The organism is Streptomyces sp. NPDC100445, from assembly GCF_044759735.1.
Lineage (GTDB): Bacteria > Actinomycetota > Actinomycetes > Streptomycetales > Streptomycetaceae > Streptomyces.
Map to the genome: position 1 here is coordinate 69,008 of NZ_JBIVZV010000005.1, position 25,221 is coordinate 94,228.

At 68.5% G+C, this 25,221-nt stretch carries 27 protein-coding genes; 10 read left to right on the forward strand and 17 right to left on the reverse strand.

Annotated elements, in window-relative coordinates; all coding sequences use genetic code 11:
* The first annotated feature begins 63 nt into the window (after positions 1–63).
* Positions 64–1,710 (forward strand): glycosyl hydrolase family 28-related protein, encoded by a 1,647-nt coding sequence (locus ACIQVT_RS14380; RefSeq protein WP_403751951.1) that lies wholly within the window; start codon positions 64–66, stop codon positions 1,708–1,710.
* On the opposite strand, the gene ACIQVT_RS14385 is transcribed toward ACIQVT_RS14380, so the two are convergent.
* A complete protein-coding gene (locus tag ACIQVT_RS14385) occupies positions 1,692–2,486 on the reverse strand; it encodes an AraC family transcriptional regulator (protein WP_403751953.1) in 795 nt (264 codons plus the stop codon). The two genes, ACIQVT_RS14380 and ACIQVT_RS14385, sit on opposite strands and share 19 nt — an antisense overlap.
* A 49-nt stretch (positions 2,487–2,535) precedes the next feature.
* On the opposite strand from ACIQVT_RS14385, the gene ACIQVT_RS14390 reads away from it, so the two are divergent.
* On the forward strand, positions 2,536–2,961 hold the full coding sequence (locus ACIQVT_RS14390) for a DUF2000 family protein (protein WP_403751955.1): 426 nt from the start codon (positions 2,536–2,538) through the stop codon (positions 2,959–2,961).
* A gap of 15 nt (positions 2,962–2,976) precedes the next feature.
* Here ACIQVT_RS14390 and ACIQVT_RS14395 read toward each other — a convergent pair whose 3' ends face one another.
* From ACIQVT_RS14395 to ACIQVT_RS14410, 4 genes are all read right to left on the reverse strand, one after another.
* Positions 2,977–3,450 carry a carboxymuconolactone decarboxylase family protein gene (locus tag ACIQVT_RS14395; RefSeq protein ID WP_403752965.1) on the reverse strand — a complete coding sequence of 158 codons (474 nt, stop codon included), beginning with the start codon at positions 3,448–3,450 and terminating at the stop codon, positions 2,977–2,979.
* A gap of 96 nt (positions 3,451–3,546) precedes the next feature.
* On the reverse strand, positions 3,547–4,800 hold the full coding sequence (locus tag ACIQVT_RS14400) for an MDR family MFS transporter (protein WP_403751957.1): 1,254 nt from the start codon (positions 4,798–4,800) through the stop codon (positions 3,547–3,549).
* A 96-nt stretch (positions 4,801–4,896) separates the two neighbouring features.
* The gene (locus ACIQVT_RS14405; RefSeq protein ID WP_403751958.1) at positions 4,897–6,831 is read right to left on the reverse strand and encodes a stealth conserved region 3 domain-containing protein; all 1,935 of its coding nucleotides are present in this window, start codon (positions 6,829–6,831) and stop codon (positions 4,897–4,899) included.
* Between the two features lie 12 nt (positions 6,832–6,843).
* On the reverse strand, positions 6,844–8,631 hold the full coding sequence (locus ACIQVT_RS14410; protein WP_403751960.1) for a stealth family protein: 1,788 nt from the start codon (positions 8,629–8,631) through the stop codon (positions 6,844–6,846).
* Positions 8,632–8,823: 192 nt separating this feature from the next.
* On the opposite strand from ACIQVT_RS14410, the gene ACIQVT_RS14415 reads away from it, so the two are divergent.
* Positions 8,824–9,585 carry a phosphoglyceromutase gene (locus ACIQVT_RS14415; RefSeq protein ID WP_403751961.1) on the forward strand — a complete coding sequence of 254 codons (762 nt, stop codon included), beginning with the start codon at positions 8,824–8,826 and terminating at the stop codon, positions 9,583–9,585.
* 80 nt (positions 9,586–9,665) lie between these two features.
* Here ACIQVT_RS14415 and ACIQVT_RS14420 read toward each other — a convergent pair whose 3' ends face one another.
* From ACIQVT_RS14420 to ACIQVT_RS14470, 11 genes are all read right to left on the reverse strand, one after another.
* Entirely contained in the window at positions 9,666–10,913 is a 1,248-nt protein-coding gene (locus ACIQVT_RS14420; protein WP_403751963.1) for a tyrosine-type recombinase/integrase, read from the reverse strand.
* Complete coding sequence (locus ACIQVT_RS14425; RefSeq protein ID WP_403751965.1) at positions 10,913–11,152, reverse strand: helix-turn-helix transcriptional regulator; 240 nt, start codon at positions 11,150–11,152, stop codon at positions 10,913–10,915. Before ACIQVT_RS14425 ends, ACIQVT_RS14420 begins: the two co-directional genes overlap by 1 nt.
* Entirely contained in the window at positions 11,145–12,440 is a 1,296-nt protein-coding gene (locus ACIQVT_RS14430; RefSeq protein ID WP_403751967.1) for a replication initiator, read from the reverse strand. The genes ACIQVT_RS14425 and ACIQVT_RS14430 overlap by 8 nt, the downstream gene beginning before the upstream one ends.
* 155 nt (positions 12,441–12,595) lie before the next feature.
* Positions 12,596–12,841, reverse strand: coding sequence for a SpdD protein (locus tag ACIQVT_RS14435; RefSeq protein ID WP_403751969.1), 246 nt, complete (start codon positions 12,839–12,841; stop codon positions 12,596–12,598).
* 25 nt (positions 12,842–12,866) lie between these two features.
* Positions 12,867–13,061, reverse strand: coding sequence for a hypothetical protein (locus ACIQVT_RS14440; RefSeq protein WP_403751971.1), 195 nt, complete (start codon positions 13,059–13,061; stop codon positions 12,867–12,869).
* A gap of 15 nt (positions 13,062–13,076) precedes the next feature.
* A complete protein-coding gene (locus ACIQVT_RS14445; RefSeq protein WP_403751973.1) occupies positions 13,077–13,268 on the reverse strand; it encodes a mobile element transfer protein in 192 nt (63 codons plus the stop codon).
* 2 nt (positions 13,269–13,270) lie between these two features.
* Positions 13,271–13,453: a hypothetical protein gene (locus tag ACIQVT_RS14450; protein WP_403751975.1), complete on the reverse strand. Its 183-nt coding sequence runs from the start codon at positions 13,451–13,453 to the stop codon at positions 13,271–13,273.
* Between the two features lie 18 nt (positions 13,454–13,471).
* A complete protein-coding gene (locus tag ACIQVT_RS14455; protein WP_403751977.1) occupies positions 13,472–14,146 on the reverse strand; it encodes a DUF2637 domain-containing protein in 675 nt (224 codons plus the stop codon).
* An 88-nt stretch (positions 14,147–14,234) separates the two neighbouring features.
* Positions 14,235–15,614, reverse strand: a complete 1,380-nt coding sequence (locus ACIQVT_RS14460) for an FtsK/SpoIIIE domain-containing protein (RefSeq protein ID WP_403751979.1) — start codon at positions 15,612–15,614, stop codon at positions 14,235–14,237.
* Positions 15,614–15,970, reverse strand: coding sequence for a hypothetical protein (locus ACIQVT_RS14465; protein ID WP_403751981.1), 357 nt, complete (start codon positions 15,968–15,970; stop codon positions 15,614–15,616). The genes ACIQVT_RS14460 and ACIQVT_RS14465 overlap by 1 nt, the downstream gene beginning before the upstream one ends.
* Positions 15,971–16,126: 156 nt before the next feature.
* A complete protein-coding gene (locus ACIQVT_RS14470; RefSeq protein ID WP_403751983.1) occupies positions 16,127–16,912 on the reverse strand; it encodes a GntR family transcriptional regulator in 786 nt (261 codons plus the stop codon).
* Positions 16,913–17,018: 106 nt separating this feature from the next.
* Between ACIQVT_RS14470 and ACIQVT_RS14475 the strand changes: the two genes are divergently transcribed.
* The 4 genes from ACIQVT_RS14475 to ACIQVT_RS14490 all read left to right on the forward strand — a co-directional run bounded on the left by ACIQVT_RS14475 (position 17,019) and on the right by ACIQVT_RS14490 (position 19,993).
* Positions 17,019–17,426, forward strand: a complete 408-nt coding sequence (locus ACIQVT_RS14475; RefSeq protein WP_403752968.1) for an NUDIX hydrolase — start codon at positions 17,019–17,021, stop codon at positions 17,424–17,426.
* Positions 17,427–17,472: 46 nt separating this feature from the next.
* Positions 17,473–17,904: an ATP-binding protein gene (locus ACIQVT_RS14480; protein WP_403751985.1), complete on the forward strand. Its 432-nt coding sequence runs from the start codon at positions 17,473–17,475 to the stop codon at positions 17,902–17,904.
* Between the two features lie 337 nt (positions 17,905–18,241).
* Complete coding sequence (locus ACIQVT_RS14485; RefSeq protein WP_403751987.1) at positions 18,242–18,619, forward strand: hypothetical protein; 378 nt, start codon at positions 18,242–18,244, stop codon at positions 18,617–18,619.
* 576 nt (positions 18,620–19,195) lie between these two features.
* On the forward strand, positions 19,196–19,993 hold the full coding sequence (locus tag ACIQVT_RS14490) for a hypothetical protein (protein WP_403751989.1): 798 nt from the start codon (positions 19,196–19,198) through the stop codon (positions 19,991–19,993).
* A gap of 129 nt (positions 19,994–20,122) precedes the next feature.
* Here ACIQVT_RS14490 and ACIQVT_RS14495 read toward each other — a convergent pair whose 3' ends face one another.
* Complete coding sequence (locus ACIQVT_RS14495) at positions 20,123–21,862, reverse strand: hypothetical protein (RefSeq protein WP_403751992.1); 1,740 nt, start codon at positions 21,860–21,862, stop codon at positions 20,123–20,125.
* Between the two features lie 1,189 nt (positions 21,863–23,051).
* Here ACIQVT_RS14495 and ACIQVT_RS14500 point away from each other — a divergent pair.
* From ACIQVT_RS14500 to ACIQVT_RS14510, 3 genes are all read left to right on the forward strand, one after another.
* Positions 23,052–24,074 (forward strand): hypothetical protein, encoded by a 1,023-nt coding sequence (locus ACIQVT_RS14500; RefSeq protein WP_403751995.1) that lies wholly within the window; start codon positions 23,052–23,054, stop codon positions 24,072–24,074.
* Complete coding sequence (locus tag ACIQVT_RS14505) at positions 24,059–24,511, forward strand: hypothetical protein (protein ID WP_403751998.1); 453 nt, start codon at positions 24,059–24,061, stop codon at positions 24,509–24,511. Before ACIQVT_RS14500 ends, ACIQVT_RS14505 begins: the two co-directional genes overlap by 16 nt.
* A gap of 181 nt (positions 24,512–24,692) precedes the next feature.
* Positions 24,693–25,094 (forward strand): GIY-YIG nuclease family protein, encoded by a 402-nt coding sequence (locus tag ACIQVT_RS14510; protein ID WP_403752001.1) that lies wholly within the window; start codon positions 24,693–24,695, stop codon positions 25,092–25,094.
* Positions 25,095–25,221: the final 127 nt, after the last annotated feature.

Below are 25,221 nucleotides of genomic sequence, written 5' to 3' on the forward strand. Positions count from 1 at the left end.
TGCTCGCGCCCGACGTATTCCTGAACTCTGTTCATCATCATGAACACTAGAGGAGCGGCCGGCATGAGCGACGCACACCTCACCCGAAGGACCCTCCTCGCCGGAGCCACCGCCGTGGCCCTCGGCGCCGCGTCCGGTACCGCCCACGCGGCCGAAATCCCGTCGATCTGGCACGAGTTCCGGCGCACCCCGTTCACCCACCCGCAGATCCCCTACGTCGGCCGGGCCGGCTGCCGCGCCGGAGCCACCCGCCTCCCGCGCCCCCGCGTCGTCGCCGACGTCACCGCCTTCGGCGCCGTGGCCGACGGCACCACGGACTGCGCCCCCGCCATCAACCGCGCCCTCGCCGCCGCCGCACGGGCCGGCGGCGGTACGGTCACCGTCCCGCCCGGCACCTACCGCGTCGACGGCGTCATCCGCATCGGCCACTGCGGTGTCGTGCTGCGCGGCGCCGGCAGCGGCCGGACGACCCTGTACGCGACCAGGAACCTCACCGAGCTGATCGGCGCCTACGGCTCCCGCTACGGCGGCGACAAGTCCGCATGGTCCTGGGCGGGCGGCCTCATCTGGCTGGCCCCCGACGCCCGTTGGCAGTCCCTGACCGCCGCCATCAGGGCCCGGGCCTGGCCCTTCGAGGGCTGGACGGGCAACGCGCGCGACGAGTGGACGACCCTCACCACCGTGGCACCGGCCCGCCGGGGCTCCTGGACGGTCACGGTCGCCGACGCCCGCACGCTCCACCCCGGCCGCCTCGTCCTGCTCCGCCTGGCCGACGACACCGCCCACACCCTGCTCCAGCACATGGCGGGCGGCGGCCCGGGCCCGGCGGCGTACGCGTGGGACGACAAGACCAAGCTGACGTCGTACGTCCCCTACGAATGGCCCGTCCGCGTCACCCGCGTCCACGGCCGCCGCGTCACCCTCGAACGCCCCCTCCCGCTCGACCTGCGCCCCGAGTGGGACCCCCGGCTGACCACCCACGTCCCCGAACTGACCGGCTCCGGCGTCGAGGGCCTGACCCTGGAGGCCGTGCAGACCCCGCAGTCACCGCATCTGCTCGACAAGGGCTACAACGGCGTCGTCCTCCAGTGCGCCTACGACTGCTGGGTGGACGACGTCACCGTCCGGCACGTCGACAACGGCTTCGGCCTGGTCGCCGCCTCCGCCTGCACCCTGCGCCGTACCCGGGTCGCCGGGCGGGGCGCCCACCACCCGTACTTCTGCCGCGAGGGCTCCCACGACAACCTCGTCGAGGACTTCACCGTCGAGGAGCGGACCGTCCCCGCGCCCCCGGACACCCAGCTGCACGGCATCAACGTGGAGGGACTGTCCTCCCACAACGTCTGGTCGCGCGGCGACATGCGGATGGGCACCTTCGACAGCCACCGCGGGCTGCCCTTCGCCAACGTCCGCACCGACATCACCGTGGACAACAACGGCCGGCACGGCGGCGACGCCAGCGCCGGACCGCTGTTCGGCGCCCGCTTCGCCCACTGGAACATCCGGGTCACCAACGGCCGCGCCGGCCTGGTCCGGATCGACGGCCTGGCCCCCTGGTCGGCGACGGTCGGACTGAACGAGGTCCGCGAGTTCGACCAGGTCGACGTCCCCGACTTCACCGGCGACCCGCACTCCCGCCTGGAGCTGTACGGCACGACGGACGCCGTACGCCCGCGCAACCTGTACGAGGCTCAGCGCGCGGCGCGGTAACGCCCGGGTGTCACCCCGACCAGCTTCCTGAAGTGCCGGGTGAGGTGCGCCTGGTCGTGGAACCCGGTCACCGGCGCCACCTGGGCCGGCGCCATCCCGTCCAGCAGCAGCCGCCGGGCCCGACCGATCCGCCGGGACAGCAGGTACTGGTGCGGCGGGATGCCGTACGCACCGCTGAACGCCCGTACCAGGTGCGCCGGGTGGGCGTGCAACAGCCGCGCCGCCTCCGCCAGCGTGATCCCGTCGACGACCCGCGCGTCGAGCAACTCCCGAAGCCGGGCGGCGAGTACGGGGTCGCGGTGCCGGGGCGGTACGTCGGTCCGGCGCCGCAGGTGGTCGCGCAGCCGCTCCCCGACCAGGGTGAGCCGGCTCTCCGCCTCCAGTTCGTCGCCGGGCCGGGCGAGCACGGTGTGCAACTGCCCGACGCGGCGGCGCAGTACGGGGTCGCGCAGCTCCGGCCCGTCGACGGCCGCACCGATGAGCTCGTCCCCGAGCCGGCTGCCGTCGAGGTAGAGGACCCGCTTGCGGAACCCGCCCGGTGTGGCGGGCGAGCCGTTGTGCGGCACGTGCGGCGGCAGCAGCGTCACCGTGTCGCGCGGGGTGCCGTGCTCGTGCCGGTCGAGGTCGTACCGTACGGCCCCGTCGTCCACGACGAGCAGCGTCCAGGCGTCGTGGACGTGCATCGGATAGGCGTACTCGGTGAAGCGGGCGTGGAAGACCTCGGTGACGCCCGGGACCCGGGGACGCCACGCGGTCACCTCGCTCCCGGCTGCCATGCGAAGAACGTACAAGACGGCGGTGGGCGGCGGTCGGCAGTCTCGTCCCATGAGCACCGGACACCGCCGACACGACACGAAGATCGCCGTACTGCTCCGCGCCGACCTGGCGCCCTGGCAGCGGCTGAACGTCACCGCCTTCCTGGTCAGCGGCCTCGGTACGGCCGCCCCCGAGGTGATCGGCGAGCCCTACGAGGACGCCGACGGGATCGCCTACCTGCCCATGCTGGGGCAGCCGGTCCTGGTCTTCGAGGGCGACGAGGACACCTTGCGGGCCGCCCACCGCAGGGCGCTGAGCCGCGCCCTGCCCCGGGCGGTGTTCACGGCCGACCTGTTCGCCACCGGCGACGACCACGACAACCGGGCGGCGGTGCGGGCCGTGTCCACCGCCGCCCTGGACCTGGTCGGACTGGCGGTGTACGGCCCGCGCAACGGCGTCGACAAGGTGCTGAAGGGCGCGCGGATGCACCCGTGAACCCCGCGGCGCTCCTCAGCCGAGCATGCCGGCCACGTAGTCGCCGGCCGGCTGCCGCACGAGGACGTTGACGCGGTTGTAGGCGTTGATGACGGCGATGAGCACGACGAGGGCGGCGAGCTGGTCCTCGTCGTAGTGCTCGGCCGCTTTCGCCCAGGCCTCGTCCGTGACCCCGCCGGCCGCGTCGGCGATGCGGGTGCCCTGCTCGGCCAGCTCCAGCGCGGCCCGCTCCGCCTCGGTGAACACCGTGGCCTCCCGCCAGACCGCGACCAGGTGCAGCCGGGTCGCGCTCTCCCCGGCCGCGTCGGCTTCCTTGGTGTGCATGTCCGTGCAGAACGCGCAGCCGTTGATCTGGCTGGCCCGGATCTTCACCAGTTCCTGCGTGGCGGCGGGCAGCGCGGACTCGGTGAGCACCTTGCCCACCGCGTTGAAGTGCTTGAACAGCTTCCCGGCCAGCGGGTTGCCGAGGAGGTCGAGACGAGCGTCCATCATCTGCTCCTGTGTGGTGGGGATCGACTTTCACCCCCTTGACGGACCGCCCCGCCCGGGACGTGACACGCCCGCCTGTGACCCCGGTCACTGACCTCAGGCGGTGCGGACCTCCGCTTCCGTGCCCGTCCGAGTGGGTCGCGGCGCCTTGTGTTCCGTCGGCAGCCGGCGCATGAGCACCCCGTACCCCACCCCGGCGACCGTGCCGACCGCGGCGCACATGCCCCACAGCCACCGTGCGCCGAGGTGGTCGATGACCGCGCCCGACATCAGGGGCGCGACCAGCGCGGCGACGGACCAGGAGAGCGTGTACACGCCCTGGTAGCGGCCGCGGCCGTCGACGGGGGAGAGGCGGACGACGAGACCGGTCTGGGTCGGGGCGTTGACGATCTCGGCCAGCGTCCACACGCACACGGTGAGCATGAAGGCGCCGACCGAGCCGGCGAGGACGGTCAGCCCGAAGCCGTACCCGGCGAGCAGGGAGGAGGCGACCAGGAGGGTGCGCGGGTCGCGGTGTTCGATGAACCGGGTGACGGGGATCTGGAGCACCACGATCAGCACGCCGTTGACGGCCAGCGCACTGCCGTAGTCGGCGGGGGAGAACCCGGCCCGGCCCATCGCCACCGGCAGTCCGACCGAGCCCTGCTGGAAGACCAGGGCGACGAGGAAGGACAACCCGACGACGGCCATGTACCGCCCGTCCCGCAGCACCGTGCCGAGTCCGGTCCGCGGTCCCGCCTGACGGGCCGGGGCGGCGGGCCGGGACTCGGGCACCCTCGCGAAGACGACGACCGCGCAGGCCAGGGTCATGCCGGCCTCGATCAGGAACCCGGCGAGGTAGCTGACCTCGGCGATGAACCCGGCGGCCATCGAGGAGACGGCGAAGCCCAGGTTGATCGCCCAGTAGTTGAGGGAGAACGCGCGCACCCGGTCCTCGGGGCGGACGATGTCGGCCATCATCGCCTGCACTGCGGGCCGGGAGGCGTTGGAGGCCATGCCGACCAGGAAGGCGACACCGGCGATGGCGACCGGGTCGGTCATGAAGCCGAGCAGCGCGACACTGGCGGCCGTCGCGGTCTGCGCGATGAGCAGGGTGGGCCGCCTGCCGAGCCGGTCCGCCATGACCCCGCCGGCCAGCGAGGAGACGACCCCGCCGAGCCCGTGCAGGGAGGCGACGAGACCGGCGTACGAGGCGGAGTAGCCCCGGTCCAGGGTGAGGTAGAGGGCCATGAACGTGGCGACGAAGCCGCCCAGCCGGTTCACGAGGGTGCTGGTCCACAGCCACCAGAAGGAGCGCGGGAGCCCGGAGACGGACTCCCGGGCAGCACGTCTCAGACCGGTTGGTGACATTCGCGATCCCCCGCACAGGTAAGTGGCCCCACTGGCACGCGCACATTACCGAAACGGCGCGCGGCGACACCAGCCGTTTTAACGGCCGTGCTCGTGTCAGCTCGCGGGACGGGCCGGACGCACCGGCGACACCGTCGCCGCCGCCGCTCCCGCCGGACCGCGCGTCGGCGCCTCGCCGCGCGCACCGTGGGCACCCCGGGCCCCCCGCGTCCCGCGCCCCAGCCCCGTACGCCGCGCCCGCCCGCCGAGCCCGCTCCGCGCGGCCTCCCGGGGTGGCACGAACGGGTACGCCCCGCCGCGTGCCGTCCGCTCGAAACGGCTCGGGAAGGGGTACTTGCGGTCCAGGAACTCCCCGATGGCCGCGCGGGCCGCCGCCCGGTCCGCCGGGTCGGTGTCCACGTCGTTCAGGCAGAAGAAGTCGACGTCCTCGCCGGCCGCCAGCCGGGCCAGGCGCCGCCGCATGTCCGGCGTGCCCAGCTGCACGTACCGGAACCGGTAGTCCGCCGGGACCGCCCGGCCGGTCGCGATCGCCCAGTGGTGGTGCAGCGTCGACGCGGGAGCGACATCGGTGGTGGCCCGGAACCTGGAGTACGCCGTCCGCTCCAGCTCCTCGATGCCGAGGTCCTCCATCTCCCGCATCACCGAGAGCAGTTGCGGATGCGGGGTGTGCAGCGACTTGTGGGTGACGTACCGGCCGTGGAAGCGCCGGATCACCTCGCGGGCGTTCTTCCCGGCCGAGTTCGGCGCCGGCTCCAGCGGATGCGGGGCACCGGCCCCCAGCTTCAGCGGCGACAGCGGGATGCGGGCGATGCCGTTGCCGTGGAAGAAGTGTCCCGCGTCCACCGGGCGGTTGATGAACACGTCGTCGTTGAAGTACAGGTAGTGCTCGGACAGGCCGGGTATGCGGTGCAGCCGGCTCTCGATCGCGTGCGAGTTGAACACGGGCAGCGCGTCGGCCGGGAGGATGTCCCGGTGGTCGACCACGGTCAGGCCCGCCGCCTCCGCGTCCAGCCAGTCCGGTGTCTGCGCGTCGGTCACCAGGTAGACGTGCCGGACGAAACCGGCGTACATCTCCAGCGAGCGCAGCGCGTACCTCAGCTCGTCGTGGCTGGTGTAGCGGGACGCGCCGGTCTCCCGGGCGGCGATGGCACCGTCGGAGAGGACCTGGTGGGCGCGCCGCTTCACGGCCATCGCCGGGTCGTCGCCGTCGACCCACGTGTACACGACGTCGACGGGGAAGCACACCTCGTCGATGCCGGGCTCCGCGAACGCGGCGAACGTCGGCGCGCCGCGCCGGGACCCGGCCGCGACCTCGGACGCGGGCCGCAGCGCCGTCTCCGGCAGCACCTCCGACACCGCGTTGCGGCGCGGCGCGACCAGCGCCGGACCGAAGTCCTCGGCCAGCCGGGCACCGGGCACGGTCAGGTGCCCGGGGTCCTTCCCCAGGTCCCGGCCGTACCGCCAGAACTCCACGTCACAGCCCGTCTCCAGACCGGTGAGCACCTGCCCGCCGGGCCCGAGGCGCACCACACCGGTCCGCAGCACCGCCGCCCGGCGCACGGCGCGCGGCAGCCGGCCGTCGGCCCACAGCACCGCGGCCGACACGGTGCCGTCCGGGCCGACCGCGCCGACGTACCCGGCCGTACCGGCCAGGTGCCGCGCCGCCTGTGCCAGGACCGCCTCCCGGTGCGACTCCTCCACCCCGACCACCGGCCCCGGCGCGCCCGGCCCCCGCTCGGCGGGGACCAGGAAGTACGGCACACCGGCCGCCTCCAGCACGGCGCGCACCTGCCCCAGGTCGGCGGCGGCGGCGTCGGCGGCGGTGTACGCGGCGACCGTCCGCCCGTACAGCCGCGCCGGCCCGCACGTGATCCGGCGCAGCCCCGGGACACCGGCCCGCAGCCGCCGGCGGGCCGGGGCCGCGCGCAGCGCCCGGAATCGGGCGGCCAGCCACAGCCGCAGTCGCAGCAGGAGGTCACGGACGGCCCGCAGCCCCGTCGGCCGCACCGCGAAACGCTGTCGGATGCCCATGGCCGCGGCCCGTCAGCTCTGTGTCTCGAAGGAGGCCGGAGCGGACCGCGGCGCCTCGAAGGAGACCGGTGCGGAGACCGGCCGCGGCATCGCGGCGGCCGGCTGTCGCTTCTCGAACGGGCCGGGGAAGGGGAAGTAGTTCTCCAGGAAGTCGTGCATCCGCACACTGACCTGCTCCCGCTCCTCCAGCGGCACGTCGACGTCGTTGAGGCAGAAGAAGTCGAACCGCCGGTTGCGCCGCAGGTCGGCCAGGCGCCGCTCGGCGTCCGGGCGGCTGATGTTCACGTACCGGAAGCTGAACTTGCCGGGCACGCCCCGGCCCGTCATCAGCGCGTACTGGTAGAGCAGTGGAGCCGTCATCGCGATGTCCTGCGGCGAACGGAACCGGGAGGCGGTGGTGCGGCGGATGTCCTCGGGGAACAACTCCTCCAGCGCCTGGAGCGTCGCACGCTGCTGCGGCAGCGGGGTGTGCATGAAGTTGTTCGTCGTCATCCGCCCGAACTCGTCCAGCAGCAGCCGCCGTACGTTCTTGCTGGCCGAGTTGGTCGCCGTCTCCTCGGGGTGCGGCTCGCCGACGCCGATCTTCAGCGGGGAGACCGGGATCTTCATCAGGCCGCTGCCGAAGAAGAAGTGCTCGGGGCTGATCCGGCGGCCCACGAACACGTCGTCGTTGAAGTACAGGTAGTGCTCGGACAGGCCCGGTATGTGGTGCAGCCGGGTCTCGATCGCGTGCGAGTTGAAGACGGGCAGCACGTCGGCGGGGAAGATGTCGCGGTGGTCGACGACCGTGATCCCGGGGACGCTGTCGTCCAGCCAGTGCGGCTTCTGGCCGTCGGTGACGATGTAGACGTGCCGCACGAAGTCGGCGTACATCGCGAGCGAGCGCAGCGAGTACTTCAGCTCGTCGTGGCTGGTGTAGCGGGATGCGTTGGTCTCCTTGTCCAGGATCTCGGCGATGCCGTTCTCCTGGTGGCGGGCCCGCTTCGCCCGCATCGCCGGCTCCTCGCCGTCCACCCACGTGTAGACCACGTCGACGGGGAACGTCACCTGGTTCACCGTCGGCAGGGCGAGCGGCGCGAAACTCGGCAGCTCCCGGTCCCCGACCCGTACGGTGACCGGCGTCCGCTCCGCGGCCGGCAGCACGTCCGTGATCCCGTTGTTGCGCGGCGCGACCAGCGACTCGGCGAACACGTCGGCCGACGCCTGCGGCTGCACCTTCGCCAGCCGCCGCGGTCCGTCGGCGGACGCGAACAGCTCGCCGCCGTCCTCCCAGAACTCCACGTCGCAGGCCAGCTCCGGGCCGGCCAGCAGCTGACCGGCGGGCCCGAGGTGGTTCTCCCCGACCCGCAGCACGGGGGCCGTGCGCAGCGGGGCCGGCAGCACGCCGTCGAGGAACAGCGCGGGGTGCTTGAGCTGGCCGCCCGGCAGGGGACGGCCGATGAACACGGCGGTGCCGGCGTTCAGCGTCTCCAGCGCGGTGAGGAACCGCTCCCGGTCCGCGACGTTCACGGCGACCGTGTGCCGGGTCCGGGACGACGAGGGCACCAGGAAGTGGGCGATGCCCTCCCGCTCCAGCGCCGCGACCACCAGATCGAGGTTGGACGCGGCCGCCTCGGCGGCGCTGAACCGGTCCACGACCCTGCCGTACAGCTGCTGGCCGCGCACGGCCACCGGACGCAGCACCGGATCGGTGACCGCCGCCTTGCGGCGCCGCCGCATGGTCCGCAGCTGCCACACCCGCTCGGCGGCCTTCCGCTCGACCCGCGGACGCATCCGCCGCGCAAAGGAACGCACGGTCACGTTCAGTGCTCCTCTTCGTCAGCCTCGACCTTCCTGGCGAAAACAAGACAGCCCGATGTGACCAAAGGTTGTAGAAGAATTAACCGGAACGTGCAGGAAGCCCCGCGACATCTGCGGCCTACCGGCCCCCGGACCCGCCTCCGCCCCCGGCGGACGGCGCGGTTGCCAGGCCCCTTGGGTAGGCTGAAGGCCATGGCCGACGCACCGTACAAGCTGATCCTCCTCCGCCACGGCGAGAGCGAGTGGAACGCGAAGAACCTGTTCACCGGCTGGGTGGACGTCAACCTCAACGAGAAGGGCGAGAAGGAGGCGGTCCGCGGCGGTGAGCTGCTCAAGGACGCCGGCCTGCTGCCCGACGTGCTCCACACGTCACTCCAGAAGCGCGCCATCCGCACCGCCCAGCTCGCGCTGGAGGCCGCGGACCGCCACTGGATCCCCGTCCACCGCTCCTGGCGCCTGAACGAGCGCCACTACGGCGCCCTCCAGGGCAAGGACAAGGCGGCCACGCTGGCCGAGTTCGGCGAGGAGCAGTTCATGCTCTGGCGCCGCTCGTACGACACCCCGCCGCCCCCGCTGTCGGACGACTCCGAGTTCTCCCAGGCCCACGACGCGCGCTACGCGACGATCCCCCCGGAGCTGCGCCCGCGCACCGAGTGCCTCAAGGACGTCGTCATCCGGATGCTCCCGTACTGGTACGACGCGATCGTCCCCGACCTCCTGACCGGCCGCACCGTCCTCATCGCCGCCCACGGCAACTCGCTGCGCGCCCTGGTCAAGCACCTGGACGGCATCTCGGACGCCGACATCGCCGGCCTCAACATCCCCACGGGCATCCCGCTCTCCTACGAGCTCGACGCCGACTTCCGCCCGACCAACCCGGGCGGCACCTACCTCGACCCCGACGCGGCGGCGGCGGCCATCGAGGCGGTCAAGAACCAGGGCAAGAAGAAGTAAGCGCCCACGCGTAAGCCCCCTACCTGCGGTTTCTTCGCTGGGAGGGGGCTTCTCGCTGCCTCTGGGCCGTCTCTGGGCCGTCAGGTGCTGGAGGAGGTCGACCGGGCCGTGTCGAAGACGGCGGCGACCGCCTTGCGGGTGCGCTCTTGGCTGGACGGCATGAGGTGTGCGTACACGCGGAGCGTCAGGCCCGGGTCCGAGTGGCCGAGGTACTCGGCGAGGGCCTTGATGTTCTCGCCCGCGTCCAGGAGGACCGAGGCGTAGAAGTGGCGGAGGGCGTGCATGCCGTTCTCGCGGGACTCGGCGTACGATCCGCCCGGCTTCCGCTCGGGGATCACGCCAGCCGAGGCGAGGGCCCGCTTCCACACTTCCTCGTTGAGCGACGTACGCCAGACGTGACCACCCCGCGGCCCGGTGAAGATCAGCCGCTTGGTCACCGGAGGCCCGTCCGCCACCTTCCACGGCAAGGTGATCTCGACCGGCGGGAACCGCTTCATGTGCGCCCGCAGTGCGTCGGCGACGGGGCCGGGAAGCGGTACGTCCCGCAGCTTGCCGCCCTTCGGAGGCGCGAACACCGCCTTGCTGCGACTCAGCTTCAGTTGCTGGACCACGTGGAGCGTGTCCGACTCGAAGTCGATCGCGTCGACGGCCACGCCCAGGATCTCGCCCTGACGGAGCCCGCAGCCGCCGCCCAGGTCGACCATGGCTTGGTAGCGCTCGGGCATGGCGGCCCGGACGGCGAAGACCCGCTCGGGCGTCCAGGGCACGACGCGTTTGCTATCGACGGTCGGCGGACGGACGGACCGAGCGGCACACGGGTTGCGGGGAAGGTGACCGTCGTCCACGGCAGCGCTGAGCGCAGCGCGCACGTTGGAGTAGATCGTCCGGGCGTACGACCCGCGGACGCCGTTCTCCTGCAACTGCCTTACCCAGTCGCGGATGTGCGCCGGCTGGAAGGAGCCGAGCGGACGTGAGCCGAGGTAGGGGAAGGCGTGCAGCCGTAGTTGCGACTCCATCGAGGCTTGGGTGTTCGGGTCGGCGCCCTGTGTAGCGACCCAGCGTTCGGCGTACTGCTGGAAGGTGATCCGTGCGGCGCGCGGGTCGATGTACTGCCCGCGCGCCATGTCCGCTTCGATGTGCGCCAGCCACTGATCAGCGAGCCGCTTCTGACGGTCGGGGAAGCTCTTGGACTTCTCCGTGCCATCCGGGCCGACGTAGCGAGCGCGATAGCGCAGGCCGGACCCGTAGCGCTCGGTCTTGACCTTGCGCACCTTCCCGTCCGGGCCGGTCTCGGTCCGGTACCAGCGGTCCTGGATGTGCCCGGCCATCAGGCGGCAGCTCCTTCCTGCAGGGACTCGACCCAGGCTTGGACGTCCGCAGGGTCGTAGCGCAGGTGCCGGCCGACCCGGAAGCCACGGGGACCAGTGCGCTTGCGGCGCCACTGGTAGACCGTCTCGACGCTGGGCAGGTCGAACATCGCCACCAGGTCGTCAGGAGTCAGGTAACGCGACGGCAGACCACGCGGCTCGGAGGCTGCTTCCGCGACAGCGAGGCGACGGCTACCCATGGGTGGGCTCTCCTTCCGTTCCGGGAGCGGGTTCGAGGGTTTCGGCGAGCCAGGCTTCGGCGTCGGTGAGGCCGGTTCCGGCGTAGACCCAGTGCGCGAGGACGAGGGTCGTGTCCGGGTCGGTCTCGGCCGCTGCCAGGGCTTGTGCGCGGCGCCATTCGGCGCGGGCGTCGCGGAGGGCGCCGAGGGTGGTGGAGTAGCGGCGGGACTTGGTGGAGAAGTGGCCGCGGAAGCCGAGCATGTGGGCCCAGGCCCGCAGGCGGAGGTGTTCGAGGTCCTTACGCGCACCGAGGGTCCAGGCGGTGCGGACGAGCCGGCGGGCGTGGTCGCTGATGTCGAGCTGGGCGAGTTCCGCGAGGAACCTCAGCGGCCGGTCGAGAGCTCCCGTGGCCGTCTCGGCACCCTTGGTGGCGTACTTGGCGATGTACGCCGCTACGGCCCGCTCGGTCAGCTCCTGGCCGCCGTCGAAGTCGGCCGAGCGGATGGTGCGGACGTCGAGCTGACGGCCGAAGGTGAAGACATGGGCACGGCCGTCGATGACCGGGCCGTCCACGCGGGCGGCGATGGCGGCGGCCCGGATGGCGTCGGTCAGCAGCTCGACGGTGGCCCAGGCGGGAGGCGGGGTGTCGCCGCCCCCGGGGCCGTCGATGCGGATGACGGCGTGAAAGTGGACGGCCCCACGCTTCTGGTACTCGGCGACCTTGGCGAAGGACACCCGGGCGTACTCACGGAAGGCTCGCTGCGTGAGGCCGGCGCGCTTGGCGACCTCCCGACGCAGATATGTCGAGAAGCGCCGCCACAGCGGGCCGGCGTGCGCGTTCCAGAGCACGGCCGCTTCGTAGTCGTACGTGTCCGGGTCGAGCGGAGTGCCGAGGGCCGGGTCGTCCTGGTCGTGAAGGGCGCCGCAGCGGCAGCGGCGGACCGCACCGGCCGGGGCGGTGGGCCGGTTGTGGACCGGGCCGAAGCTCGGCGCGGTGAAGGTGGCGAAGACGCGTGGGTGGGCGGCGACGCGTTCGGGGACGCCCTTGCCGCCACGTAGGCCGGAGGTGATCAGGTGGAAGGTGTCGCGGCGGTACACCTCGGCGCAGGCCGCGCACCGGGTCGTGCGGCGGTTGTTGCAGCGGACCAGGAGGTGACCGGCCGGGAGGCTGGAGGAGTCGAGGTGGCGGAGGACGTTGCCGATCTCGCCGGTGCGGGTGTTCACGTCGTACTCGGTGCGGTGGCCGGCGAGGCGGATCGGGTGCGTGCAGCCGCCGAGGCCAGCGAGCTGGCGCAGGAGTGCGGGCATGGTGCCGAGCGCGGCCAGCTCGCCGAGTTCGGTCAGCGGGGGCGGGGTGACGCGCGTGATGATGGGCTTACTCCTTCTGGCTTCGTCTGGAGGGAGAGGGCCCCCGGGGCGGCGGATGCTTGGCGGTATCGAGGCCGACCCGGGGGTCTGGTGTGTCAGCGGCGGTGCTGGTCGCGCAGCATCGAGCGCAGGACCACGACGGTGGCGGCCACGGAGACGGCCGTGACGGCGACGGCGGCCAGGAGCGCGGTCAGCACGACGCCGCCGACGAGGACGGCCGCGACCGCTCCGGCGCTGACGGAGATCTGAGGCGCCGGCCGCCGCGCAGGCGCTTTCTCGCTCACGATGTGGGTCGCGGCGGGCGGTGGTGTCGGGCTGTCGGGGTACTTGGGCAGGAACACGGCGAAGCTCTCCTTGCCTACTCGTCTAGTTATGTGAGCCGTTGACGATGTCCACGCCGGAGCGCGTGCCGGACTCGATGGCCGGGGCCAAGAACGTGTGCGAGAGCCAGAAGCCGAAGAGGGCGACCAGGACGACGATCCACGTGCGGACGCCAAGGAACTTGACCGCTCCCCAGGCGAAGAAGCCGAGGACGAAGACGAGCGGGAGGCTGACGGTCACGGGTGCGGGATCCTTTCAGCGGACGGGGCAGCGGTGGGTACGGGCGGCGAGTTCAGCGGCGGCGCGGCTGTCGTAGTCGGTGGAGAAGCCGCAGCGCGGGGCCGTGCAGGCGGCGGTGTGCTTCTCGCGACCGCGACCGTCGTAGGACGTGCCGACCTGGACGGGGCCGATGCGGCTGACGTTGCGGAAGCGCTTCGGTGCGGGCATGGTCAGTCCTCCTGTCGCTCGCTGGGGTCGGAGAATTCGCGCAGGATCCGGGCGGCTTCCCCTGCGTCCGACGTGCGGTCGGCGGCTTCTTCGGCGAGGAGCCGGCCGAGCGTCGGCCGGCCGCTCGCGGCCATTTCGCGAGCCGCTTCGAGGTAATCGGCGGCCGTGTTGAAGCAGAGAGGCATGATTCCCCTTTTTGTCGGTCAGGTGAGCTGGGCGGCGATGGCGTCGGCCATGGGCGGCGGGACGCCGAGGCGGGCGCGCAGGGTCGGGGTGTCGATGGCCGTTCCGGTACGGGCCTGGTGCTCGGCGGCGACTTTGCGGGCGTGCTCGACCAGGGCGGCCGGGACGGCGACCGGAGGCGAGGGCGGAGCTGGAGCCGGTGCCGACTCGACTGTCGGTGTCACTGGAGGTGCCGGGGGCCCCGGTGCGGGATCGGGCGCGTCCTCCTGGTCCTCGATGCCCTCGGGCTCCTCCTCCTGGCCCGCAGAGTCCCCGGTTCCGTCGGGCGCGGTCGGCGCCGAGTGCACGAGGAGGGTTCCGCCGAGGAAGGCGACCGCGGGCCAGCCCGCGACGAGGATGCGGAGCCAGGCCGGCACCTGGCCCAGGTCGAGCAGCCCGGCGGTGGCGACGTTCGCGCCCAGGGATGCGGCGAGCGCGATCACGAACCAGCACCACCCGGCCGCTTTCGCGTCGCCGGACCGCAGTCGGCGCCAGGCGGCGACGAGCAGCAGGTCGACCGAGACGGGATAGGCCCACGCCTTCCACCCGTCCTGTCCGGCCGCCGAGGCGACGTCGTGCAGGTGAGCGAAGGACAACGCGGCGGCGATGACCGCTTGGACGAGCACCGCGTCGACACGGGCCAGGTGGGCGCGCATGCTGCGGCTCCTTCCGGATTCGGGCATGGGAGGGGTAGGGACATGGCGTGAGGCGGTCACGCCGACCGTGTATGCGTGCGGGCGCGGGTCAGTCGGTCACCGGTCGGGGCCGCACGACCGGGCTCAGTGTCTCGGCGGGCGGCCGTACGGGCACGTCGGGCCGGAAGGGCTTGAGCGCGGGCAGGTCGCGGACCAGGTGGGCCGACTCGCGACAGATCTCGGCGGCGTCACCGAGGGAGAGGTACGGCGTGCGGATGCGGGACCAGCCGCCGGAGGTGTCGCCGGCCACGGCGAGACCAGGTCGTTCGGGGGCGATGGCGCAGGCGGCGGAGACCGCCTCGGGAGCGATGTCGCCGAGTGCCATCTTGGCGGAGGCTTCGTCGTTGACGCGGTGGCAGACGCGGCCGGTCAACTGGGCCCGCAGCATGGTCGCGCCCTTGCCCAGCTCGGCGCCGAAGCGCTGCCCGCAGACCTCCAGGTAGATGCCGGCGGCCCGACCGAGCTGGGCGAGCCGGATGAGCTGGGTCACCATCTCGTCCCGGCGTTCCTCGTCCTTTTTCGTGGCGACGAGGAAGAGTTCCGCCACCTCGTCGACGAACAGCACGACGGGCACCGGGCGTTCATGCTCGGGCAGGCCCCAGATGTCGGAGGTGATCTCCTCGTCGGGAGTGTTCGGCGCGATGCCCTGTCGGGACTTAATCAGGTCGTACCGGTCCTCCATCTCCTTGATGAGCACGGGCAGCAGCTCGGCCGCCTGCTCCGCATCGGTGGCGAGCGCCGACAGCCGCGGGGCGAAGGGCGCCAGTTCCACGCCCCGCTTGCAGTCGACGCCGACCAGGGCGACGGGCTGACGGGCGAGGCCGGCAACGAGGTGACGCAGGTACATGGACTTGCCGGACAGCGTGGCACCAAGGGTGAGTTGGTGCGGCACGGCGCGGTAGTCGCGTAGGAACGGCGTGGCGTCCTCCCGCAGCGCGACCGGCACCCGGAGAAGGTCCGGGCGGAGCTTGCGCGGCATGCGCACCCGTCGCAGCACGTCGAAGCCGACGAGCCGCAGTTCGACCACGCCCGGCTTGACCGTGGTCACGTAGACGGCGTGGACTCCCCAGGCATGCCGGAGCCGTTCGGCGGAGGCGGCCACGTCGGCGGGTTCCTGCCCCGGGGCGAGCCGCAGACGAACCCGCAGCCCCGTCGTGGTCGGCCGGATGATCCCCCGACGCGGCGGTACGGGCCGGACCTCACGGCGAGTGGTGGCCTTGACCGCCAGCACCCGCAGTCGGGAGGGGGCCACGGTCAACCCGCACGCCTCCATGACGGAGCCGTAGGAGCCGAGCAGTCGGGCCGTGGACACCGGTAAGCCGACCGCAGACCAGTAGACGCCGGGGTGTCGCGCCCGGGCGTAGGCGGCCCCACCGCCGAGTACGGCGACGGGCCCACCCACCTCCAAGAGCGTTGCCAGGTCGGTCATCAGGCCGTGGCCCCCACAACGGCAGGGAAGGCGGCCGGAGTGACAGCGGCGGCCCGGAAGGCGATGCCGTGCCGCTGCTGACCGTTGAACACGCTCTCCCACGGCCGGGCGACCAGGCCCGGCAGGGAGACCGGGGCACCAAGGGCGAGCCCTTCCGACACCCCGCTCTCCGGCACGGTCACCTTGATCAGGGACGACTCCCCCTCCTCGATGTACACGACGCCGATGGTCATCAGCGCCTCCCCGCTGACGGCGTCCTTCGCGATCTCACCCGACTGCCGGTCACGGACCTTGGGCTCGGGCGCCTCGGTCAGCAGGATCGTCGCGGCCGAGGTCTCCACACGGATGGTGCGCAAGGGTTCTCCCCATCTACTCGTCTAGACAAGATGCATTCTTCGAACCCGACTTCGCCGGGAACGAGGATTATCTTGCCATGCAACTTGCCCACTCGTCTATACGAGTATGCGTGTCGGGGTGTACGAGTCCGGAGAAGTGGCCTCGCGCACCGTCGATCAGGTCGCCGGAAGCTGGTAGGAGAGGACGTAGGCGTCTGCGGCCATGACCGTGTCGCAGACCTCCACGGCCCGCCCCGCAGTGTCGAAGGCGGTACGGATCAGGTGGATCACCGGCACGCCGGAGGCCAGTTGCAGCGTCTTGACCTCAGTCGGGGAGGGCATCCGGGCCCGGATCTCCTCTTCGAAATGGTCAAGCTGGTGACCCAGCTCCTCAAGACGGGCGTAGATGCCGCCGGGGCCCGGGTTGGGTTCGGCGATCTGCGTACCGCGGGCGATGTCGAGCGGGAGGTACGACGTGGCGAACTCGACCGGCCGCCCGTCGAGCAGGTACCGGCGACGCCGGGCGAGCACACGCCGCACGGAACCGAGTCGCGTGGAGACGTCCTGACTGGCCTTCTCCTCTTTCACCTCCAGACTGTCCACCTTCGGGTGACTGCCGGCGGCGTCGGCCTCCACGATGAACGCGGACTTCCCCTGTTCGCGGTGGCGCCGGGCGAACCGGTCGGAAGCGAGGCGGCGCACTGGCGGCCGGGGCCGGACGAAGACGCCCTTGCCGTGCTCTGCGTGCACCAGTCCCTCGCCCTGAAGGATGGAGAAGGAGTTCCGCACTGTCATCCGGGAGACGCCGTAGTGCTCGACCAGCTCGGCCTCCGAGGGCAGCTTCTCGCCCTCCTTGAATCGCCCACGGTCGATGGCCTCGCGCAGCTGGTCGGCGATCTGCCGGAAGACCGCCCGATCACTGGTGGGGTCGAGGCCGCCGAGAAGGCTAGGTAGAGACGTCACGCGTACTCCTTTAGGTATCTAGACGAGTGGGCGAGTGTTGTTGCTACGGTGAGAGCCTAGTCAGCCGAGAGGGCCGAGGAACGTGAGCACTGAACGCCCGCACTCCGTGAGCGTGGCCGGAGTCGTCATCGACGACGAGGGCCGGGCCCTCCTGATCCAGCGCCGGGACAACGGCCACTGGGAACCACCGGGCGGAATCCTCGAGCGCGAGGAGACCATCTCCGAGGCCCTTCAACGCGAAGTCCTCGAAGAGACCGGCATCAAGATTGCCCTTCCGGCGACTCTGACCGGCGTCTACAAGAACATGACGGGCTTGATCGTCTCGCTGGTCTTCCGCTGTGAGGCCGCCGACGGCGCACCCACCACCGGGGACGAGACCCGAGCCCTGCGCTGGGCCACCCGCGAAGAAGTATCCGAGCTTGCCGACGAGGCGTACGCGATCCGCGTCCTTGACGCGCTCGACGCAGTGTCCCCGCCGGCCATCCGCGCCCACGACGGCGTGAAACTCGTCTAGCCCGAACCCGCTGCACATGGCGGCCTACCAGCATGAAGGAACTTGTATGCACGAGTATACGAGTACAACCCGGGTGTGGGGACTGTCTTGCCCAGGTTTCCCGGAAGAGGTCAGCCGGGCCCGCCGCTGGACGCGGGACATCCTGCGCGGCTCCCCTCTGGCCGAGGCCGCAGAGCTGATCGTGAGCGAGCTGAGCGCGAACGCGATCCTCCACACCGCCAGCGGCCAGCAGGCGGGCAGTTTCCATCTGGCACTCGCGATCTCCCCGCAGGTGGTCGCCCTGTCGGTCACGGACGAGGGAGGTACCGGCACAGCCCCGAAGGTCGAGCACCAGGACGTCCAGGCTGAGCACGGTCGGGGCCTGGGCATGGTCAGCGCGATCGCCCACCGAGTCGTCGTCCACAACAGCTCCGACGGGTACACAGTCACCGCGGAACTCTTCACTCAGGCCAGGTCTGCGGGAGGGTACCCGTGCTGATGCCCGCTCCTTCCGTAGTGCTGAGCGCAGGCAGCCGAAGTCTCCCCCACCGGTGCCGAGCCGTTGCCTGCCCGGTGAACGAGGTTCGTTCCATCCCTTTGGGATCACACGACGCCACGAGTCCACGCCTGGCACTGCGCTGGTTACGGGAGCGCACGCGGCACATCACCGACCAGCTCGACGCTGCATACGCACAGCCAGGCGTGCACTGGTTGACGGACGAAGCTGAGCACGAACGAGCTCTCGCCTGCATGACCAGTGGCACGGGCTACCAACTCACTCTTCACGACGAGAGCACCCGCTACGTGTTGCTCGTCTCCCCGGCAGGAGCGACCTCATGAACGGGCCCGCCCGCGGCTACTGGTGCGAGTGCTGGACTCAGGATGCCGCCAGCGCAGAAGAGCCGGCGCTCCTGGCATCGTTCGACGCATACTCGGCGCCCCAGGCAGACCGATGGGTCGCCATCGCTCTGCGCACCATCTCACCGGCACTCGACTCCGACGCGTCGGACGAAGCGTGGACGTGGCTGCACGAGGACCGTGCCGAGACCCGCAGGGCCCTGATGCGCTCCGAGCATTGCACGGTGACCATCACGCATGCCGGCATCCGCATCACCTGGACGATCCGACCGGTGATCTTCCTGCCCCTCGCACATCGGCAGGGCACTGAACTCCCAGCATGCGCACACAGCTTCAAGCCCCACAGCGCAGACTGAGTTACAACTTTCTCTACTGGTTCAAGCCCCGGCGTCGCTCCGCTCCGCCGGGCGCGCTTACCGGCTCCGCTGCGGGCGCCGCTCCTGCCTCCGGCCCGCTCCGCCCGCGCTGCGCCGACGCGCGCCCACTAGTGGGTAGGGCCGGTGCCATGACTCGATCACTGCATAGCGTGGCCGCGGTCAGAACAGTGCCTCCGGCGGGGGATCGGCCGGCACCGGGATGGAGGGGGCGCCGTCGCCGACTGCGGTCCGTCGTGGCGGATGCTGGGGGCTCCCATCCCGTCCGCCGTCGACCCAGGCAGAGCCGAGCAGACGTGGCCCATGGCGTCCAGGTCGTTCGTACAGTGGCGCGCTCCACCTGGACGCCATGAACCACGCCTGCTCCACGGTGTGTGGGTCGACGGCGGACGGGATGGGAGTTGGGGAGAGTGGTGGGTTGAGGAGAGATGAGCGCCTGTCGGTTACCGCAATCACGGGACGAGTTGAGCTACTGGCAGAGATCATGTACCCGTGAATGTTGCGCGATTGGTCCTTGACTACGTGAAGGCGTTGGCTTGGCCCGCCATAGTGCTCGTCGTGATGATCTTCTTCCGAGACGAGTTCCGGAAGCTCCTCAGGCGGCTCAAATCCGCAAAGGGTGGTGGAGCCGCTGTCGAGTTCTCGGAGGAAGTACAGGCCGTTGCAGAGGAGGCTCGTGCGGCAGTCGAAGCTGAGGTCCGTGACACCAGTGAACGGGTTCAGGAAGTCCGGGCCGCGTTCGAAGCAAGCCAGCAGGCAGCCCGTGCAGCCGCGGATGCGGCTTCGGAACCGGGGACACTAGCCGAAAACGGTGCTCCACCTAGCGACCAAGGTGAACCCAGCTACTTGGACCCTTCCGCCGACCAGAGAGGCTTGCGCGCCGAACAGATGGCGCAACAAGGGATCACCCTAGTCAACGCCATGCAAGCAGAGCTGGAACAGCTACTTCAATCCGTATTGCCCTCTCCTGCCGCACCCATGGATGCGCTGCGGTCCATGGCGCGTGAGCACCCGGAGGCAGCCATCATGGCCGCCTACCGCGAGGTTGACATGCGAATGGAGTCGTTGGTGCGGAAGGTCATTCGCGCAGCCCGCGCAAGGGGAGAGACTGTCGAACGCCCCCGGATGCCTCGAAGCCAACTGATGTTTCTGGTGGCGTCTGGACTGCCTGCTGATGTCGCTGACGTGATCACGGGGCTTTCCCGACTACGAAACGAAGTGACGCACGGTGGCAGCGTGCAAAGCTCGGCTGCGATCGACTACATCAGCGCCTGTGCGGCGGCGCTGAACCTGTTGTCTCTCTACGAGCGGCGCCTCATACCACCCGATGAGGGTCAGCCTTCGCCTCTCCCCTGAAGCGCTCCACGGGCTTCGCCGACCTTCGCGGTGAACGGTATGCAGTCCGTCACCAGGAGGCCCAGTGATCAAAAGCGAGTACCAACCGGACCGGCCCGTACGTGCCGACGTCTATCCGCCCGCTCGGATCTATTGGGTGAGTTCTGATTCCAGTCGCGGAATCAGGGCCTGTGCCTTTTCCACGTTTTGTTCGCGTGTTATGTGCAGGTTGCGCTCGATGATGTCATGGACGAAGTCCATAATCTTAGCGAAACGAGCGACGTCTCGATCGTTCTTAAATTGCGGAGACGTCAAATTCATTTGCAGGGCGGATACTCCCTGCACTTCGACGGGCTTGTGTACCGTGAGCCTGTCTCTGAGCAACCGCAGAGCCTTATCACCGGAGACTAGGGCGGCGAATTCCGGCATGTCCCAGTGGATGCCTCTCAATGCGAGATCAGCCCGCCTCATGTGGGTGAGATCCCATGCGGCGCCCCAACTGCTCTCCAGAATTCGCCGCTCCTTGCTTGGCTTCAATAGCAGCTCGGCGTATCCACTGGAATCCCGCCCCGAAAACAAGAAATCGCAGGCGATTTGGAATTCGTACATGCCTACGAATCCCAGGTCTCTATCCAACTCCTCTGTGTAATTCTCAAGAAGCCGCAACTTGCGCTCCAAATTAGCCCCGCGAGACTTGCGATAAAGGCTCTGAAGCTTCAAGGTAAGTGCATATGACATCGTCTGTAGTTGCGACTCCTTCTCGGGCATGCCGCCGGAGAAGGAGTCTACAGCTCGGACTGCCTGTGCTGGGGACTTCTCTTGGTTGATGAGAGTCATGAGCGCTTCGGAATCAAGGCTGAGCGTAGTGTTAACTGCTCGAAGAATCTTCCTAGCTCTATGTCTGTTGACTGGGTCAGAGAAGCGACCCCAGCAATTCTCGGCAACGCCAAGGGTGTAGTCGATACGCATCGCCCCGGTGAGGGTTCGAAGGGTCAGCAAACCCTCCAGCTGCCTCCTCAGGGCCGGAGAGAATGGCGCGCCAGACCCGTAAAACCACCGGTCGATGCACACGACTACGTCAGAGTCCAGCATGAATACGGTAGGTTGCGCCCCGGGGGCGATATTGAGCACCTTGTAAATAGTACTGTCCGCGTTCTCGGCGGGTGTGATGAAATCAGAGATGCCAGAAATTGTGGCAGGTACTTTGCCGTTAGCAAGGGCAGGAAATTGGTTGGCCAGACCTGACGGTCCAACTCTTAGCAAGCCGACGCCTGCGACGAACTCCACATACCCAACTTGATTGACCACGGTTTTCCAGTGAGTGCCGGCAGATGACAGGTCCAATTCATCAAGAATGCCGACACCTATCCTGGAGACGAAGGCTCGATCGCCGACGATTGTGACCTTGGCGTCGTCGCATCTAGGTGTGGTGAGATGAGTCGGCGTTGCGTTCTCTGTCAGATTGAAACCGTGAGCCTCGGCGTACAACCTTGTAGCCGGTACGACAGACCGATGCCTTTTGGGTACGGCGTGCACAAAAGAAGAGATATCTATTAGTAGCAGCGGTTCGCCAGTAGGTCTCATTGCAGCCACGTAATGAATTTGGCTGGTATTCGGGCCCTGTACAAACGGAATGTCTATTGGGTCGAACCTCAAACGTGGCACTGCGCATTGGGGGTGGGTGAGGAAAATACCGAGGCCGTTGTCCTGCCGCACCAGCTGGACTGCAAGAAGAACATCGTGGTGGATCTCGATCTGTGTTTCGCATGCGGCGCAGGTTAGGTCGATCCCCTGGAACTTGCGCAGGGTGGGCTTGACAGCCTTCAGGATTTCTTTGCTTAGGCCGTCGGGAAGCCACCACTTAATACTTATCGACCCGTCCGGGTTCACGTTTCCCCCTCGCTCCCACGTTCGCGGCGTGACGAGGCACACCCAGGAACAGCGAGTCTGAGGGTACGACCAACATCACCCCTTCCGTGCGGATTTTTGTCAGGCGTCAGCTCCAGGGCGTCATGCTGTCTCGATGCATGAGTACGTGTGTGGTCCACGAGCCCTGCAGTGCCGGGCGCGGAGTTGGGTGAGGAGAGCTGGGCGGCAACTATCTTGCAAACCAACGACCACCAGGTCAGGGTCCGCTTCGACGAGAAGCGGCGGCCGGCGAGTGCTCGCTCCTGGGCCGTCTTCGGGCCGTCCGAGGCCGCTCAGTGCCGACCGGCAATGACTACTAGCGACAGTCGTAGCCAGCCACAGCCGCAGGTCACCCAAGTGGATCTGCGACACTGGTATCACCATGCCCAAGCCCGGAGAACTGGCATGACGACGCCGGGCCGGCTGGCTACGGTGGTCCCGTATTGGAAGAAGATGGGGGCCTAGCCGCTTGGCTGGAGTCGAAGCGGCTACTCACCAGCCCTGAGCGTCACATCGACACATTGCTGTGCCAGCTTGCTGAGGACGATGACGCGCTCCTGATGCACGACTACGACCTGATCAGTGATCCGCAGACAGCCGCCATCGTGAGAGCTCAGCAGCGAGACAGCGCCGCCGAGGCTGCGACGACTGGCAACGCGCCGATGCTCCGCGAAGTGACATCAGCGGATGACATCAACACCCCTGGACAGCATCGGACTGGAACAGCTACGGGGGCACTGCTCTGCAGGACTGCCCAAGCCCTGTAAAATGGCTTGCTAGAGGCAGCACCGAGTAGCCGTCTGTCGCTTACCTGCTGCAGTCCTCTGATGTGCGATGCCCCCGGCAGCAAAATCAGGTGCTCGGGTATTCATCGGTGGCCAACTCGACGCTATCTCAGACTTCCGAGTTGCACATATGGGACCTTTCGCTGTATGCCTCGGAACAATCCACGAACGTTGAGCTCGCACACCGATAGGCGATCGATGTAGCAGCCAACTCCGGAGACTCCGTGGCGCCAGATAAGGCAAATGACCCTAGGAAGATCCGCAGGGGCCGGACAGGAGAAGTCGCCAGACCCGCGCAACGAAGACGGCCGTGGTGGCCCCCGGAAACCGGCGGCGACATGACTTCTGCAGGCTGCAGCACCCCTGCATGAAGGTAGTGGTCTGCGATGGCTAAGACTTCGATCCAGAAGACCTTTGCCCCCTGGGTAGCGCAGGCACCGAAAGCCCCAGCCAATTTGGGAGTGACCTTGCGGCCCGAAGATGTGATCGCCTCGGTCTGGAACGGCTTGCAACGCGTGGCTGCCTCTTTGAACAGCATGCCGAGGGAGGTACGTAGCCTGCCGGACGAAGACCTCAAGCGGGCCCTTAAGGAGCGGGGCCTCGGCCGCAGCGTCTCTATCGGCCTAGAGATCCCGTTTGCTGGGCTTACCGTCAAGGAACGAAACGACTATGTATTCCACCCCAATCGGTTTGATGCTCGGAGGCTTAGGAATTATACCCGCCTGGAAATCACGCCTACGGTCGACTTCCTCAACGCGGTCATGCTCGGATCTCACGTGCCTGAGGGAGTGGAACACACCACCGAGAATATGAAGTCCTGTCTAAGTGTATGGATAGCGCGATACACCTTCCATACCTTGGCGCATCAGCATCAAGAGATCACGGCTGGCAACCGACAAGACCATGCCGGGCCCTCTCGATTGCACGCCGATTTCGAGGCAGATCTTGAGTCCTTGATTCACTTGGTGCATGCGTTCGGGTTCGAGCCGTCTGCTAGCAACTCGCCACCTAGCCCTGACGTGGTCACGCTAATGAAGCAGCTAAACTGCTGTAACGCTTTCGCTGTCCGGCAAAACTTGCGGGGGCCAGCCACCCCCAAGGAGGTGGGTGATCGTAAAGTTAGGTCGATAGCTGGCCGAATCAGCGTGAAACTAGTACTGAACAATGTCGCACCACTCAGTGTGATAGTCGGCGGCACTACGGCATCGACAGTTCCAGTCATAATAAATAATTGTTTTCATTATGTAGTCAGCGGCCACGCGGCCGGTGACTCTGACGACATTGCGAATGTCATACTCTATGAGTATCGCAACCACCTGACCGCGTGTAACCGCTGCCGGACGCTGGCGACCGCGCATGTCCAAGCCGTGATCGACAGCCTGGGGAATATGCGATGGCCATCGAACTAGATCTTCTTCTGGAAGAGGTACGGGCCTTGAAGCTGCCAGCGGGCGAGTATGTCCTGGCCGGAAGCTTTCCCATGGGATTGGCCGGACTACGGGCAGTGAATGACGTCGATGTGATCGTCAGCGACTCTCTTTGGGAGGAGCTCATTCACCGGTACTCCTTCGAGTACAACTCGGTCGGTGCGCTGTGCATCCGCATTGGCCACATCGAGATCCTCAACTCCTGGTACGGCCATAAAGGGAACGTATCAGAACTGATCGCACAAGCTCAGACAGTGCGCGAGCTACCTGTCATGCCATTGGAGTGGGTTCGGCAATGGAAAGGGTTCAGTGGACGGCCGAAAGACCTGGCTGACCTTGAACTCATTGACGCCCATCTAGCCTCATATCTGCCGCGCGATACACGTTCGTCGATTAGACCACCCGAAGGGTGTGCGTAAAGGCGGGAAGTAAGACTGGGGCCAGCCGCGCGATCCGAGCCAGGGAGGTCGCGGTACTGCGCTCTGAATCGATCCGGTCACCAATACTTACGCCGCCGCGCGAGATTGCGGCGACTGGGCCAACGACCGAGATCCCTCCTGTGCCTCATACGAGAGGTGGTCTGGGTCTATATTTGGCTGGGTGCCCATCGTTGGTATAGCTCCGCGGCACATGGCGAACCGGACCAGCACGCAGAACCTGCGCAAGCGCGTGCAGTACCACTACCGGGGCAACGCGGAGGGATCGACGCTTCGCTTCTCCCTCGGATGCCTGCTCGGCCTCGAACTGCGTCGCGTGGGCAGCGGGAAGCGTATGACCTTCTGCAAGGCCGGCGAGGCCGAACTCAGCCAGCGGATGGCGGAGAACGCCCGGGTCTGCTGGATCGAGCACGACGAGCCGTGGACCATGGAGTCGGAGTTCATCTCTCGACTCGACCTGCCGCTGAACCTCGATCAGAACAGCCACAACCCGTTTCATAGCCGTCTCAAGGAGTTGAGGTCCCAAGCCCGACGGCGGGCAAGGGAGCTGCCTGTCACCGCATAGCCTTTCGCGCTGACATCACCAGCTGACATCAACGGCGGCGAACGGAGGGACACCGAGGCGTTCGCAGCCGGACCGGCGAGCAACCCGTATGCCCTAAACCGGCACGCCGCACCGCGCTGCGATCGAA